Origin of the sequence: Stieleria varia, from assembly GCF_038443385.1 — a bacterium.
GTDB lineage: Bacteria > Planctomycetota > Planctomycetia > Pirellulales > Pirellulaceae > Stieleria > Stieleria varia.
This window is the reverse complement of sequence record NZ_CP151726.1, coordinates 1,405,111-1,420,265: the sequence shown is the minus strand read 5'-3', so window position 1 is coordinate 1,420,265 and position 15,155 is coordinate 1,405,111. Positions and strand designations below refer to the sequence as shown.

10 protein-coding genes are annotated in these 15,155 nt (G+C 56.2%); 6 read left to right on the top strand and 4 right to left on the bottom strand.

The window, feature by feature from the left end; genetic code table 11:
* Positions 1 to 27: 27 nt before the first annotated feature.
* The gene (locus Pla52nx_RS04955; protein ID WP_146519956.1) at positions 28 to 597 is read right to left on the bottom strand and encodes a DUF6714 family protein; all 570 of its coding nucleotides are present in this window, start codon (positions 595 to 597) and stop codon (positions 28 to 30) included.
* A 1,054-nt stretch (positions 598 to 1,651) separates the two neighbouring features.
* On the opposite strand from Pla52nx_RS04955, the gene Pla52nx_RS04950 reads away from it, so the two are divergent.
* On the top strand, positions 1,652 to 1,822 hold the full coding sequence (locus Pla52nx_RS04950) for a hypothetical protein (protein WP_197454563.1): 171 nt from the start codon (positions 1,652 to 1,654) through the stop codon (positions 1,820 to 1,822).
* Between the two features lie 121 nt (positions 1,823 to 1,943).
* On the opposite strand, the gene Pla52nx_RS04945 is transcribed toward Pla52nx_RS04950, so the two are convergent.
* Positions 1,944 to 2,636: a hypothetical protein gene (locus Pla52nx_RS04945; RefSeq protein ID WP_146519957.1), complete on the bottom strand. Its 693-nt coding sequence runs from the start codon at positions 2,634 to 2,636 to the stop codon at positions 1,944 to 1,946.
* Between the two features lie 354 nt (positions 2,637 to 2,990).
* On the opposite strand from Pla52nx_RS04945, the gene Pla52nx_RS04940 reads away from it, so the two are divergent.
* Positions 2,991 to 3,233, top strand: coding sequence for a hypothetical protein (locus Pla52nx_RS04940; protein ID WP_146519958.1), 243 nt, complete (start codon positions 2,991 to 2,993; stop codon positions 3,231 to 3,233).
* Between the two features lie 529 nt (positions 3,234 to 3,762).
* Complete coding sequence (locus Pla52nx_RS04935) at positions 3,763 to 4,584, top strand: 3-keto-disaccharide hydrolase (RefSeq protein WP_231741951.1); 822 nt, start codon at positions 3,763 to 3,765, stop codon at positions 4,582 to 4,584.
* A gap of 61 nt (positions 4,585 to 4,645) precedes the next feature.
* Here the strand turns inward: Pla52nx_RS04935 and Pla52nx_RS04930 are convergent, their stop codons facing one another.
* The gene (locus tag Pla52nx_RS04930) at positions 4,646 to 6,949 is read right to left on the bottom strand and encodes an efflux RND transporter permease subunit (protein WP_146519959.1); all 2,304 of its coding nucleotides are present in this window, start codon (positions 6,947 to 6,949) and stop codon (positions 4,646 to 4,648) included.
* Positions 6,950 to 7,014: 65 nt separating this feature from the next.
* On the opposite strand from Pla52nx_RS04930, the gene Pla52nx_RS04925 reads away from it, so the two are divergent.
* Positions 7,015 to 8,472 carry a hypothetical protein gene (locus Pla52nx_RS04925; protein ID WP_146519960.1) on the top strand — a complete coding sequence of 486 codons (1,458 nt, stop codon included), beginning with the start codon at positions 7,015 to 7,017 and terminating at the stop codon, positions 8,470 to 8,472.
* 308 nt (positions 8,473 to 8,780) lie between these two features.
* On the opposite strand, the gene Pla52nx_RS04920 is transcribed toward Pla52nx_RS04925, so the two are convergent.
* Entirely contained in the window at positions 8,781 to 10,409 is a 1,629-nt protein-coding gene (locus tag Pla52nx_RS04920) for a serine/threonine-protein kinase (RefSeq protein ID WP_146519961.1), read from the bottom strand.
* A gap of 343 nt (positions 10,410 to 10,752) precedes the next feature.
* Here Pla52nx_RS04920 and Pla52nx_RS04915 point away from each other — a divergent pair, with 343 nt between their 5' ends.
* Together Pla52nx_RS04915 and Pla52nx_RS04910 are read left to right on the top strand one after the other, a co-directional pair.
* Positions 10,753 to 11,772 (top strand): cytochrome c family protein, encoded by a 1,020-nt coding sequence (locus Pla52nx_RS04915; RefSeq protein WP_146519962.1) that lies wholly within the window; start codon positions 10,753 to 10,755, stop codon positions 11,770 to 11,772.
* A 184-nt stretch (positions 11,773 to 11,956) separates the two neighbouring features.
* The gene (locus tag Pla52nx_RS04910; protein WP_231741952.1) at positions 11,957 to 15,055 is read left to right on the top strand and encodes a secretin N-terminal domain-containing protein; all 3,099 of its coding nucleotides are present in this window, start codon (positions 11,957 to 11,959) and stop codon (positions 15,053 to 15,055) included.
* Positions 15,056 to 15,155 lie beyond the last annotated feature (100 nt).

Sequence of the window (15,155 nt, the reverse complement as noted above, 5' to 3'; positions counted from 1 at the left end):
ACCCTCGGCTCCGTGTGCAACCCATTGTTATCTGCCGTTTGCAGCGGCAATTCGGTTGAAACGTTCGATTGCATGGTCGAATTTCTTCGTGTCATTGTAATAGTCGGGATGTTGTTTCACCAGCGACAGCACAGAGACCAATGCCGCCGCTTGTTGGGTTGTTAGTAAATCTATCCAGCTACCTGACGGAGGGCGTTTTTCGACGATTCGATCAATGAATCCATACTCATGTTTGTCATCGAGTTCCGCGAGCAAGAACGCCGGAAGATGAAAAACAAATCCGCGAGCATCGAAAAATGAAGGCGTCGCATGATACCGATCCAAAAGTTCAGCGTCGAGATTTCGCCAATCATTTCGTTCGTCAAGTTTGCGTAACCGAGCAAGTTCGCTGTCACCGGCATAGTCATCCAGTCCGTTCGCTTCGAGGATGCCAACGCCATCACCAAGCTTCACATCATCAAATGCATTACGAATCTGTTGCAATGCGCCTGGCAGTTGCGGTGACAATTGCAGCCAGTTCTCCCACTGGGAAATCGTCCACAGGTCGTAGCCATGATCCTTAAGCTTCTGGATGAACTCAACGTCGATATTGAACATGCTTGAGGCAGATAACGTTACGGTTCAGCGGGCGGCGGCGAACGATTCAACCACTTCCAAAACGGTCACCACCGCCACTCCCGTGCAGTACGCCCAACATGGGCGTGATCTTGTGGGGTGAAAGTCCCCTGTACTTAGTTCCGGTTACTTCCAGTAGGAGACAGTATACCAAATGTAGATCCCAACGAAGTAAGTACGAGGCCCTGTCTCGAAGATGCCCGGCAACTGCGCACAAGGTGACAAACCGTGGGGAGGAAGCCTGCGAATGTGAGCGTCAAGCTGGATAGCCGCCGAGAACCGTCCGGGTCATAGGGTCAGTCCCGCCGATTCGGGCATGGTTCAACGCAATTCGTTTCCAGACGCATTCACGCCAAGACCCATCAGGTCCGCGCGGAGCTTGCAGTAGCACGGAACAGAAACCCTATAGAGACCGACACTGCATGCCCATCGCTGTGCGATTCCCAAAAATCCGCTGGCTGCTGACAGCGAAACCGAACCGGAAAAGTTGGTGGAGGTAGATGGGGAGCTTGGGTGGGGATCGATCACGTGTTTCAAGACCGTCGCGTCTTGAAACGTCCCTTATTTGGGGAGGGCTTCATCCTGCGCCCGCTACTAGAGCTTGCTCCAACGCGGGGTGGGCCGTGGTAACACGAACCCACGATCGAAGTCGGCAGCAGAAGGCATAGGAGTGATCCGCCGAGTCCAACGGCGACACAAAGGCCTGAACGTCACAAGACAAGGAACGAACCACCGATGAACTCTGATGCTTCCTCGCTCTCCATCCGGGCTTGACCCGGTGGAAGCAAGACAGATGAGCTACAAAGAAGCAGTCGATTCGCTTGGCTCCCCTCCGGCCTCGTGCCGGTGGTAGCAAGGACGATCACTGGCCATCTCAAGTCGCGTTCGTCCCTTTACCACTGGCACGAGGCCAGTGGGGAGATGGGTTGCGATTGGCCTGCGGTGTCGTAGCCAGTCAGTCGGATTCACCACCGGCACGAGGCCGGTTGGAGTCTGGTCAAATCGAACGAAAGGTAGCAGCTTTTCCGAAGACTTCGTGGTCTTCACGAAGGCGGAAGCGGCGGCGCAGCGTGTGTACGGGAGCATCGAACGCTTCTTGACCGAGCGTCTGAAATTGTCCGTCAATCACGACAAGAGCAGCATCCGCAAGACGGATGGGCTTAGGTACGTGGGCTACGAATTTCGTGGCTACGGCGTTTATTCTTGAAGAGTGCTGGCTATCGCTTGCATCGTTGAGGCGAACCGCACTGTATTCACCGAGCCTGGGCGGACCCGCATGCTAGGTGTTGTGAGAGGGGTCCCGGGTAACCGGGCCCCTATCTTGATTGTCATTGTTCTGTGTCTTGTGTTTTTCTCTTGGCAATCTTGCTCCGCATGTCCGTCAGCAAACGCTCAATTTCAGCATGCGTGCTTTCCGATTGGCTCACTACCAATAGGTGAGTATCACCGACGGTGATGCCAATGCAATCGGACGATGGTCCCGTCCCGGCCGACCACGTGTCCGGTGCCGCAAACGTGTGGATGAGTTGGATCAGACTATCAAAGTCAGCGAACGCGGAACGGTACAACGGCCCAGTGATGTCAGGAGATTGCGGTTGAATCGGTTCCACGGATACCAAATCGGTTACAGCGTAGACGGCAGGACGCCAGTACTCGTCTGCACGCTCGTTGGTCGTAAGAACAATCGATTCCCAACGGATTGCGAAAGTTGCGTCAAACTCGTCGAGCATCGAAAGCAGTGCTGATCGAAGTGAAACTCCCTCCGCACGATAGGTGACGCGGACATCCTCAAGGCCGATCTGCTCGAATGCGTGATCTTGGACAATGACGTTGACGTTGAACTGCTTCCTGACCGCGACGGCAACATCATTAAGGCTTGCTGACGATAGATCAAACTTGCAAGGTCGCTTCAGCGTTGCCAAAAGCGAATCGGCGGTCGTAGAAATCTTCGCATCTTGGGCGATGCAATGCGAGGCGCCCATCAATGCCATCAGCCCGACGATTGCAATTGCGTGTCTCATTTTTTGAACAGACCCGAAAGGTGATTTAGATATAGCAACCCACAGAACTTGTAATTAAGGGGAGTCAGGACTTGGCGATTGGTTATTTGACGCCTTATGGGCAGTTGCCGCTCGAGTTCTGCCGCTCTTATTGGCAGTTGACTGATTGTTCCCCGGCGTCACAGCAATTTGCCAATGAGACCACTTCGCATTGTAGGCAGTTGCAGTCTTGAATGCGACATCGGGTGGGACTGGCACCGCTTGACAGGCCCTGCGTTCTGACAGTATCGCGAGTTTGTGCATTTGAATTTCCGATTCCATGGGCATGCAATGAGAAGATCTGAGAGCGGGCGGGATCGTGGGCGCATTGACGCCATGGAAACGTTAGTGCTGCAAGCGTATCGAAGCGTGATCGGAGCGATTCAACTTGCCTGCAACACTGAGGAAGCCTATGTCGCTCAGGTCAGAAAGTTTCTTCCAGCAGCCAACCGCTTGGATGCGATCGAACACGTGGGGGCGGAAGATGGTTTTGGGCTTGGTGACTTGACCGCCCGAGGTCGAGTCCCATCTGTCGAATTTAGCAGTATCTGTCGCTGCCTCCGCAGCTTGATGGGGTGATTGTCGGTTGGACGTGGGGCTGACGCCCCACGCTTTATGCTGTCGCTGCCTCCGCAGCTGGAAGCGGCCGCACGCAGGGGAGGTTTTCATGTTCCAGGGGCAACATTCATCGGCACGTTTGACGAACACAGCAAGGTGCTGTGTTCTCAGAATCGTGTCTTTTTCTGAAGGAGGGTCGTCGCGAGTCGGCTTGATGAGGGACGCAGGGCGACGGATTGGGACGTGGGTCGCGGGACACCTATGTGGATTTGGAAAAAGGCAGGATCGCGGGGTGTCGAGTGGGTAGTGTCATGTGGGAATGCTGACCATGCGACATTGGGGGGCAAAAGAATGTGACGTCGCACGTGTTTCGCGACAGTTTTGCGACCCATCTGTTGATGGCGGGCGAAGACATTCCAACGATGGAACAGACAATCGCTTAACGCGGTTCGCGGGATTATTTCTTTCCTGGTTTGCCAGGCAAGTTTGTGGCGACCATAATCTTTGGTCCTCCCTACGAATTCCTTCCTCTTATGAATCAGACTGCACCATGACGATCCGATCCCCATTCCGTGTTTCCACTGGCATGTTCTGCTTGTGCGGACTTCTCGCCGCGGCAAGTGTCTTTGGATCCAACTCAGCATTGTCTGCTGGCGAGTACCTCAACGGGATCGAGTGGCAGGAGCCGCCGGTCGTGACGCCGGGCGAAACGGATGATCAGCCGCCATCAGACGCGATCGTTCTGTTTGACGGCACGGACCTGTCCAAGTGGAAAGGCGGTGAAAGGTGGACGGTCAAAGACGGAGTTGCGATCACAGGCAAAGGTCAAATCACCACCAAGGAAGAGTTCGGTGATTGCCAAGTGCACATCGAATGGTCGGCACCGACGCCTCCCAAGGGTCAGGGCCAAGGTCGCGGCAACAGCGGTTTGTTCCTGATGGGCAAGTACGAGATTCAGATCTTGGATTCCTACGACAACGACACTTACTTTGACGGCCAAGCCGGCGCGATCTACAAACAAACGCCACCGGCCGCCAATGCGATGCGTAAACCTGGCGAGTGGAATACCTATGACGTGTTTTGGACCGCACCGCGTTTCAACGAAGATGGCTCGTTGAAATCGCCCGCCGTGATCACCGCCATGCACAACGGTGTGTTGATCTTGCATCATTTCGAACTACTGGGCGACACGCCGTTCAATCGTCCGCCACAGTACAACAAGCATTCGGAAACCGGTCCCTTGTCATTGCAAGACCACGGTAACCCGGTTCGGTTTCGTAACATCTGGGTTCGCAATTTCCAACCGACCAAGGGCGAACAAGTTCGCAAGCCGTTCATTCGTGACGGCAACAAAGAAACTCCGATCGAGTAGTCGATTGGCCCGATGGTTGATCCGATGGTTGGACCGCGAACCGATTTTGTTCGCAGAGATTTCAGCTCGTTCCGTCGCCTTGGTCCCACCAACTGACGGTTGCCGGCAGAAGTGTCAGGTTGATCAGTGTGCCCGTGGCCATCGTCGCTGCGACCAACGTTCCGAAGGTTGCAGTGGGCACAAACTCACTGGTCGACAGCACACTGAATCCGACCACCAGGGCGATGGTTGCCAGCAGCACGGGGACGCCGATTTCCGCTGCTGCGTGACTGGCGGACGTCTCAGGCGAGTGTCCGTGAACGCGTCGACGACGGTATCCGGCCAGGAAATGGACCGAGCCGTCTATCGACAAGCCGACAGAAACCGCCGCGATCATCGCGGCGCCCATGTTGGTTTTCTCGCCCAACGAAGCGGTGAATGCCAGAACGACAAAAACCGGCAGCAAGTTCGGCAGCAGTGCTGCGGTGGCATAGCGAACGCTGCGAGTCGCCATCAGCATCAAGATCCAGATCAGCACAATCGATGCGGCAAAGCATCTCCACTGGTCGCGAATCAACTGCTCGACCAATCGCGCCATGATGACGTAATAGCCCGTCACGTAGGAGCCTGATTCTGTGGATTGCGCAGAATCATTCCAGCGAGCAACGTGTTGCAACACCGTCTCATTCACACGCTGAATCAACATCCGTTTTTGTTCCGCAGGCAACGCTTCTTTACTGCGCAGCATGATCCGAAATTGACGACGACCGTCCAGATCCGGTTCTGAAATCAACGCGTTGATGAACGCCGGCAGGCGGTCTCGCATCCCGGCCAATCGCACGGGGACGGGTAACAGTGACAATGCCCGAGAACGTCCCAGGACTTCGACCGCGTCCGCGGCGCTGATGGCTTTGGAGATGGTTGCCCCATCGACATCGATCTCGCGCAACGCTTGCTCCAACGCCAGGACTTGATCGATGTATTCAGGAGTCAGCTCCGCCGGCGCATCCAAGACGACATCCCACACTCCGGCACCGCCCAGATCGGTCTCGACGCGGCTGTAGTCGATGACGATACGACTGCTGGATCGGAAATTCTTTAGAAAGCTCGTCTCCGTTTCACTGCGCGCGACCAACACGATGGCCAATAATGCGAAACAAGCTGAGCCGAGCATGACGCCGACTCGATGGGCGACGAAGCGATTGGCAACGAAGAAACAAATCCGCCTCAGGCGTCGCGCGACACGAGTTCGACCGCGATGGGACGTTTCCCGAAATCCAAAACCCTGTATCGACATCAAAGCGGGCGCGAACAGGGCGATCGACAGCAAGACCGCCAACGCTGACACCGCGATCATCACACCGAATTGGCGCACCGGTAAAATGCCGGATGCCAACAAAGCCGCAAACCCTGCCGCGTCGGTCAGGCAGGTCCATAAAATGGGCTTCAGGAGTCCGGTCAAAGATCGATCCACCGATTCACTGATCGTGTGACCACGCCAACGCATCCGGCGAAAGCGAACGCCCAAATGCAGAATCGATGCCACAGCGATGACGGTCACGATGGCCGTCAGGATCGACGCGATCAATGATAACGAGATCCCCAGTCCGACCATCGCGGCTCGTGTCGCGACAACAGACCAAACGATGCACAATCCGGTCAGTGCGACAAACCGCAAGTCCCACAGTGAGATCAAGACAACCAGGGACAGGAGCGAGACGGTCCAAAGAGCCAGTTGTGCGCCGTCGCGCTGAATCAGCGTGTGCGCGTCGTGGATCAAGACCGGCTCACCGACCAAAGAGATCTCACTGACCGGATGATTCTGCTGCCAGGTCTCGGTCAACGCGTTGAGTCGATCCGCCACGGCGTGGTGACTTTCCGTGGTAGCCTCGTCGAAGGATTGCAGCATGACCACCACGGCGGCGCGCGTGTGATCGGCCGAGTGGGTGTACCCTGAAAAGATTTCATCCAAGCCGTCGGCCACCGGATCATCGTCACGGATCAATGCTGGGACGCTCGAGTCGGCTTTGAATAAGCTTATCGGATTGAGCAATTTCACGGCGTCATTGAGGATCGCCGGCGACAGGACTGCCGCGACACCGGGCAACTGGCGTATCTGCTGCGAAAAGATGCGGCTGCGATCCATGCCTTCGGTGGTCGCCAGTTCGTCGTCGCGGTAGACCACCAAGATGATCTCGTTCCCACCGAACGCGGACTTAAAGGACTGATAGTCCACCAGTGTCGGATCCGTCTGGCTGAACAGAGACGAGACGCGGCGGTCCATGGTCAAGCGTTGGGAGATGGGATAGCACACCATCAGGACGAGCAGTCCCATCGCGGCCAAGGGCCAGCGGGCGCTGATCAGAATCTTTGCCAAACTTTGCATGCCGGAAATATCGTTTATGCTCTAGCGGATCGTGGTTTGTCCCCGACCGATATCGGACCATCCTTTTGAATCGTTCTCACAAGTCAATCTCAATCGCCGTTCTGTTTGTGGCCGCGTTGCTGATTCGGGCGGTGGTGTGCTTGGGGTCTCTGGATCGATTTTCAAGCGATCCCGATGCCTATCGAGCGATTGCGGAGACGATCGCTGTTGACGGTGTCTTTGGTTTGGATGGTGGAGGTGAACCAAGGCCGACGGCTTTTCGGCCTCCGCTCTATCCGTATCTGCTTTCCTGGTGGGTGACCGATGGCAAGTTGACCAGCATTACGGTGGCGACATTGCACACCTTGCTTGGGTCACTGACCATCGTTTTGGCTTATTGGACGGCACAACGCCTGATCGCGTCACCCCCAGGCGAAAAAGACCTCTTCAAGAAAAACTCGGCGAAGACGACCGGTCGTTGTTCGGCTTGGGCACCGTGGTTGGCGGCTGGATTGGTTGCGATCGACCCGATTTTGCTGAAACACTGCCAGCAAGTCATGACCGAGACTTTGGCCGTCTTTTTGGTCGTCACCGTCCTTTGCGTCTGGTCAATCTGGGTTCGCGTCTCCGCCAAACGCTCCGACAGCGGCGAACAATCCGCCTCCTCGATGTTCCAAACGATCCTGCTGAGTGGTCTGCTGGGGGTGTTGCTGGCATTGGCGTACCTGTGCCGCCCGACTTTTCTCGTTTGGTCGGTCTTCATGATCCTGATGACATTGGTTTGGCTTCGTCGATCCGGTTATCGATGGACGCAATCGATCATCGCCGTTTTGCCGATCCTGCTCGTGACCTGCGGTACCGTTGCGGCATGGACGGCGCGCAATGCGAGGGCGGTGGGGCATCCGATTTGGGCGACCAGTCACGGCGGGTACACGTTGCTGTTGGGCAATAACGAATCCTTTTACGACTACCTGTCTCAGCATCGTTTTGGCCAAGCGTGGGATGCCACTCATTTCCTGAATGCTTACCAGCATCGCTATGACGGTGACCCCAACACCGAAGCGTTTTGGGAGAAAGACTGGACGGGGCCACCCGAGAATCAGTATCCCGTCACGGAACACGACGACGATCGCCGCTGCTATGACGCGGCCGTGGCGACGATCCGCCGACGGCCGGGAGCATTTGTTTGGTCATGTGTCGTGCGTGTGTTTCGGTTGCTTAGCCCATTTCCACACAACACGGCTGTATCATCCAGGACCGTAACGATCGTGGTGGGTGCTTTCTATTTGCTCATTTACGCGGCCGTCGTCCGAGCGTGTTTTGTGCACCGCAAGAAGGTCTTTGGTGCGATGTGCTGGCCGATTTGGGCGTTGCTGCTGAGCCTGATCCTGGTTCACTCGCTGTACTGGAGCAACATGCGAATGCGTGCCCCGGCAATCCCCGGAATCGCCATCCTGGCTTCGTTGGCATTGTGCAAGCGGAGCGAAGTTCAAGCGGACGAAGTTCAAGAGATCGATGAGAATGGTTCATCCAAGACAGGCTGATGCTGGGCTGATCAAGATTGGGGATTGTGGCACTGCGATGTTGCACAATTTTCTGTCACCTCTCCCGGCACAGCTGGGGGAGGTCGGACCGAGCGAAGCAAGATCCGGGAGGGGGTCTACGCTTGGCAAACCACGTTCAAATTCCCAACCGGCGCGCAATGCCCCCTCCCTCGCATTCGCCTAGCGCGGCTCTGCTCGACCTCCCCCAAGTTCCTTGGGGGAGGTGACAGTGGACAAGAAACGGCTCAAAGACTAACGCCGAAACATCAAGTCAACACCAAACTTAGAGTAGTCCAAGCTGACGCCAATCAGTTGCTGTCTTGTTCTCGTAGTTTGTCCTGTGCCTTTTTGATCAAGGGCGCCAGATTACTGTTGTCGCCATAGAGTTCCACGAGGCTGTACCAGATCTTGCGGGCTTCGATCACTCGGTTCTCGGCCAGCAATCGTTCCGCCTCATCCAGTTTTCCTTGGATGATCTCTGCGGCATCGGTTTGTTCCGCAGCGAGTCGTTCGATGACACCGATCTGAAACCGTGCGGCGTTGACTGCGACACGGTACTCGTCGTCGTCGCCCAGCACGGTCACCATGCTGTGATACTTGTCCAGGGCCTTGGCGTAGTCTTCGTTGGCGGCGTACTCTTGCGCTTGCATGTGCAGTTGTTCGCCTTGATCGGTGATCGAAAGTCGATTCTTGATCTTGACCTTCAATTGGTGCAGAAAGAGGATCACATCGATGCGGTCAATCTGTTCTTGAGCCCACGCGGCATTTTCGCCGTCTGGAAAACGCTGCAGCAGCAATCTGAGCGGTTTGTTTTTCGCGTCCGCGAGCGCCGACCGTGTGTCTTGAGCGATCAACGCTTCCGCTTGACTTCTTAGGCCGGCTTCACTGGGCGGCCAAGCGATGTAGACGAGGACGCCGAGGACCAGGGCGAGTCCGAGGATCAGCAACCAAGGCTGTTCGTGCCAGTCGACAGAGCTTGTACGAGATTTTTTCTCTGTCGCATCGACATCGATCAGCTCGCGACCCAACAGCTTTCGGGCCTCATCTTTTTCGCTCTGGTTGGTCATCCGCAGCGGACTGAAGCCGGAGGAGACATGTTCCGCGACGCCGCTGCGGGACATCGCCCGCCGGCGAACTTCCGCCAATGCCAGTCGGACCGCGGATGCCGACGGTGGCCTCAGCGGGGGCGACTTTTCCAACATTTGTATGATCAGGCGGTCCAGCCAGATCGGGCAATCCAAAACGATCGATGCGGGTGAAGCGGGAACCTGATGTTCGAGGTTTTGCCGCACCTGTTCGATCGTGTCACCATCGATCGGATAGCGTCCGGTGACCGCCAAGTACAAGACAGCGCCCAGAGAATAGAGGTCCGTTGAGACGGAGCCGGTCAGGGGATTGGCCACGAGTTCAGGTGCGGTGAGCGCGATCTCAGACGGGGCCGGAGGACGTGCGGATCGAAACGGGGAGTCAAAGCGATGGACGCGGACATCCAGCAAGACGGGGCTCAGGCCCGAGAAAACGATTTTGTCCGGTACGATGGCACCATGAATGATGCCTTGGCCGTGCAAGTATTCCAGTGCGTCCACGATCGGCTCGGCCATGTCCAGGACCGATTCCCACGAAAGTCGGGTGAGCCGATCCAATTGGGTGCGGAGCGTTTCGCCTTCGACCAATTCGTAGGCCAGATAGGCATCTCGGTCTTCAAACCCGCCACCGTAACAGCGAGCCAAAGCGGGATGCTGTACTTTCTTCAGTTGTTCCCACTCACTGGTGAACTGCGCTCGGGCTTCTGGCGTTCCGCCAAAGGGTGCCGAGAAGACCTTGACCGCAACGGCTCGTTTGAGCTGGACATGGATTGCTCGCCAAACCGAACTGGTCGACGGATGGTCGCCCAGTTTGGATTCGATGGCAAGCGGTCCTAGTCGGCTGCGAGGCATGCTCGATCGTGAGAAACGAGGAGTGAACAAAAACAAATCGGGTTTGCCCGTTGGGCGACGCCCGGCGATGGGATCGAACCCTGGATGGCGGTTTCGAGTATACCCAACTGTTGCCGTTTCTCGCAGGTATCCGGAGATCACCGACCACCAAAGGGAGGAAAGTCACGACAGATTTTCCGGCGTGGGGGGCGTTGATTGTGACCTAGGCTTCTGAAACCCAACCGCTCACCAGGCGGTCCCCTGTTGTATCGGAGCAGGATGTTCGCAACAGAGGGATTGTGCCGGTCATGAGCCCTGTCAGTCGCCTTCAATCAGTTACGTCGACGCCCGAACCGGAGCAATCATGTTTGGCAACCGTTTTTTCTCGTTCTCTCTCGCCACGATCATCGGGACGCTGAATCTTGCCGGCATGTCGTCGGCCGCTCCTCCGGTGATCGCCGAGCCGGCCAATCCACACAAGGTCTTGACTCAGGAATCGTGTGTCAAATGTCATGCGGGCGAAGTCGGGGTGTGGCAAAAGACGCCGCACGCCACGACCTTTGATACGCTTCACCGCACGCCGGAAGCCAAGCAGATCGCGTTGAAATTGGGGCTGCAGTCCATCAAACATGAAGGCCGATGCGTGGCTTGTCACTACACCCAGCAATCGAGTGCCGGGCAGGAACCGCATGTGATCTCCGGTGTCAGTTGCGAATCCTGTCACGGTGCGGCAAAGGACTGGTTGGATTTGCACCATGACTATGGCGGCGAATCCATTACACGATTGACGGAGACACCCCACCACCGTCAACAACGAATTGCTGCGAGCGTTCATGCCGGGATGCGAAATCCTCTCAATGTGTTTGCCGTCGCGCAGAGTTGTTTGCGATGCCACACGACGGCCGACGAAGAACTGGTCAACGTAGGCGGTCACACCGCCGGCAGCCTTGATTTTGAGTTCGTGTCTTGGAGCCAAGGTACTGTGCGTCACAACTTCGTCCGCAGTGACGGCAAAGCGAACACGCCCAGTTCGCAAAATCGACTGCGTGTGATGTTTGTCTCGGGCATGATCGCCGAACTGGAGGCCGGGATGAGAGCGACCGCGATCGCGACCCAAAAAGCCAACTACGGGGTCACCGCAGCACAACGAACGGCACGAGCCGCCGCGAGACTCAAGAGCGTTGCCCAGAAGGTGAGCGACTCAAACCTGAACCATATCTTGGCGGTTTATGACTCCGTGCAGCTCAAACTGAACAACTCGGAGCCGCTGACCGCCGCTGCGGACTCAATTGCAACCGCCGGATTTCAGTTTGCGGAGACCAACGATGGGTCGGCTCTGGGGGCTCTGGACGCCTTCATTCCGACTCCAGACCGCTGGAAATAGCGGAATTCTTGGAGATTGCGGTCCTTTCAGCGAGCAACCTCCGTTGCTCTGAATATGCGGACGGCATCGCCCCAAAAAGAAACGTTTGTTTCTCGCTCTCCTGTCATTCATACTGGTTCTTGTTTTGAAACGCCTGGTCCCAGGGCGTTCGCCCGGAACCTTGTCTGATTCAGCAGAGCTGGTTGTGCCACGACCCTCCTATTTTCATCTGATCTGTGCCCTTGTCATCGCCTGTCTTGCGACGAATGTCAAAGCAGACGACACCGGTGCGCCCATCACGTACCGCCCCGGCCCGGATGGCCAGCCGGTCCAAGTCTCACCGAACCCCGGTGGCGATGCCAATCAACCGCCTGGTTCGAATAGCCCAGGCAAGTCTGGCAACCCTGGAGATTCCAGCCAACCACCAGGTTCGGACAAGCCGAAAGACGGTGACGCCAAAGAGTCCGCGGAACCCAAAGTCATTCGTCGTGGGGATCACCACAAGGAAGACACAGAGTCCGACCCCAATGAGTTAAAGGCGACGGTGGGTGAGGACGGAAAGGTCGCCTTTCAGTTTCGCAACCAGTCCTGGGTCGGCTTGATTCAGTGGTTGGCTGACATCTCCGATCAACCGCTGGACTGGCAAGAGTTGCCCGGGGATCGTGTGAACCTTAGATCTCCCGGTCGATATACCGTCGATGAAACCAAGGATCTGTTCAATCGTCACTTGCTCTCTCGTGGCTACACGATGCTGCAAATGCCCGGTGGGATGACCGTTGTCAAAACCGAGAACATCAATCCGGCCATCGTACCACGGGTCGCTGTCGATCAACTGGATGAGTTGCAACCCAACACGTTCGTTCGAACCTCTTTGGACGTGGGCTGGCTATCTGCTGAAAAGCTTGCCAAAGAATTGACTCCGATGATCAGCACCAACGGACGTCTGACCGCGCTGACAACGACCAATCGTATCGAAGCCATGGATGCCGCGGTGAACCTCAAGCAGGTGGCAACCTTGCTCGATCGGGAACGCGACAGCGTGAGCCGTGAAGCACTTGCGCCCGAGTTCAAGCTGCGATACATCCCAGCGGAAGATGCCAAGAAGATGCTCGAAGAATTCTTGGGTGTCGAAAAGAAAGAAGCGGGGCCGATGACGCCTCAGCAAATGCAAGCGATGCAGCGGATGCAGCAACAAAACGGCGGCCAACCGATGCCCGAAAAGAAAGAGGTTGATGTCTCTATTGTCGCAAATGTTCGTCAAAACTCGGTCATCATCCGTGCCCCCGTCGATCGTATCGCGGTCGCCAGCGAGTTCATCAACCGAATCGACGTTCCAGGTCAAAGCATGATGTCGCTGGCCGATGTGGAATCGAGAGTCGCCGTCTTTCGACTCTACTCTCTGGACCCCGAAAAACTGATTGAGATCATTTCGGAGATGAACGTGCTGGAGCCATCCACTCGCGTTCGTACCGATTCAGACAACAATGCGGTGATCGTCAACGGAGGTGCCGCTGACCGATTCATCATCGAAAAACTGATCGCCAGGCTCGATGGCAGTGGACGCAAATTCGAAGTCCTGCAGTTGCGACGACTCGACGCCAACGAAGTTGCCGAATCGATCGGCTTCTTGATGGGCAAGGACAAGGACAAAGACGACAGCAATAGTTCGTCCCGACGTTACTCTTACTACGGCTACGGCTTCGGCGACCAAAGCGAGTCCAAGAAAGACGAAGACGAGTTTCGAGTTGCCGCCAATGCGCAGTACCGACAGGTGTTGCTGTGGGCCAACGAAACGGAGATGGAACAGGTCACCAACTTGCTCGTCAAACTCGGTGAGCTGCCGCCACCGGGAGGCAGCCAGCGGACCTATCGACGAATCGACGCCGCTGCGACACCGGAAACGTACGAATACCTACAGCAGATCCGCAAACAGTGGGAACGCATGTCGGGCAATCCGCTGGAGCTGCCTGACAAGGAGGCGTTCGCCGAACCGGACGAGTCCAAATCATCAGCGAGCGATTCCTCAAAGGACGAAGATAAACCGATCGAGATAGAAGAGTCGAAAGATAAGTCTGAGTCGGAGACGCCTGAAGCGGAGAGCGACAAACCCAAGGCCGGTGAAAAGCGAGTTTTGGATGAGACGATCACACATTTGGCACCATCGGTTGGAGACCTGGCGGACAATCCGTTTCAACCTCCTGTGAGTTCCGAGCAGTTCTTGACCAATGTGCTGCAGGACGGTTCGCCAACTCAAGGCTCCGACGATTCTACAGACCAACCAACGATCCAGTCGGCTGCCGATTTTGATCGAGCCTTCGGCGGTCCCGCAGCGGCAGACTCCAAGACGAATGAAAAGACAGATAGTGCAACGGCCGCACAGAAGTCTGCTATTCGTATCGAGCTGGATGCGCGAGGAAACTTGATCCTCAACAGCGATGACACGGAAGCCTTGGATCGGTTGGAAGATCTGATGATGCAGATCCAGCCGCCGAAGCGGCCCTATCATGTTTTTCAGATCGAGCATGGTTCCGCCTACATCATCAAACTCAATCTGGAAGAGTACTTTGCTGACGAAGAGGAAGGCAACGACGAGGCAGATCGGCTGTACCGATGGTGGTACGACCTGGACCAAGAAGAAGAAAGCGGGCCGTCAGGTTTGGGCAAGAACAATTCCCTGCGTATCGTCGAGGATCCCGACACCAAGACTCTGGTCGTCTCTGGAGCCACAGACGAACAGCTCAAGATCATTACGGAGTTGATCGAATTGTGGGACGTTCCCGATGAATCCAGCAGCGCTCGCATGCGATACACACAATTGGTGACGTTGGAGTGGGGGAAAGCTCAGAAGATCTCGGATACCATCAAGGAAGCCTATCGCGATCTGCTCAGTAGCAACGACAAGACTTTTTCCGGGGGCGGCGGAGGCGGCAATCGGGGCGGTGGCGAAGAGGGGCAGGACCAAAAGAAGCGACGTGATGACTCGGGAAGCGGATTGGTCGACAAAGAGAATGGTCGTGACGGTGGCGGTGCGGACTTTTCATTCAAGGGCAAGCTTTCGATCGGTGTCGACGAAATCGGAAACACCCTCTTGATCAGTGCCGAAGGCGAAAGCTTGCTGGGTTTGGTCGTCGAGATGGTCGCGAAACTGGACAAGGCGTCAAAGCCTGCCGGTGCGGTCGAAGTCATCACGCTCTCGGGCCTTACGAGTGAAGCCTCGATCCGTAGTGCTTTGAAAGCATTAGGTGCCCAGGTAGATACGACTGAGGCGTCGCCCCAGGCACCGGCCAACGACGGCAAGGAATGATCCGGATCCGTCCACCGAGTCACCAAAGGGGTAAAAAACCTCAAATGATTGCCTCGGTTCACCATCGGGAGAATTAAGGTAACCTATCGATCTGTTACCT

Excerpts from the sequence above, each read along its gene's own strand:
- Pla52nx_RS04930 (WP_146519959.1), bottom strand. The coding sequence starts at position 6,949 with ATGCAAAGTTTGGCAAAGATTCTGATCAGCGCCCGCTGGCCCTTGGCC.
- Pla52nx_RS04945 (WP_146519957.1), bottom strand. The coding sequence starts at position 2,636 with ATGAGACACGCAATTGCAATCGTCGGGCTGATGGCATTGATGGGCGCC.
- Pla52nx_RS04955 (WP_146519956.1), bottom strand. The coding sequence starts at position 597 with ATGTTCAATATCGACGTTGAGTTCATCCAGAAGCTTAAGGATCATGGC.
- Pla52nx_RS04935 (WP_231741951.1), top strand. The coding sequence starts at position 3,763 with ATGACGATCCGATCCCCATTCCGTGTTTCCACTGGCATGTTCTGCTTG.
- Pla52nx_RS04920 (WP_146519961.1), bottom strand. The coding sequence starts at position 10,409 with ATGCCTCGCAGCCGACTAGGACCGCTTGCCATCGAATCCAAACTGGGC.
- Pla52nx_RS04915 (WP_146519962.1), top strand. The coding sequence starts at position 10,753 with ATGTTTGGCAACCGTTTTTTCTCGTTCTCTCTCGCCACGATCATCGGG.
- Pla52nx_RS04940 (WP_146519958.1), top strand. The coding sequence starts at position 2,991 with ATGGAAACGTTAGTGCTGCAAGCGTATCGAAGCGTGATCGGAGCGATT.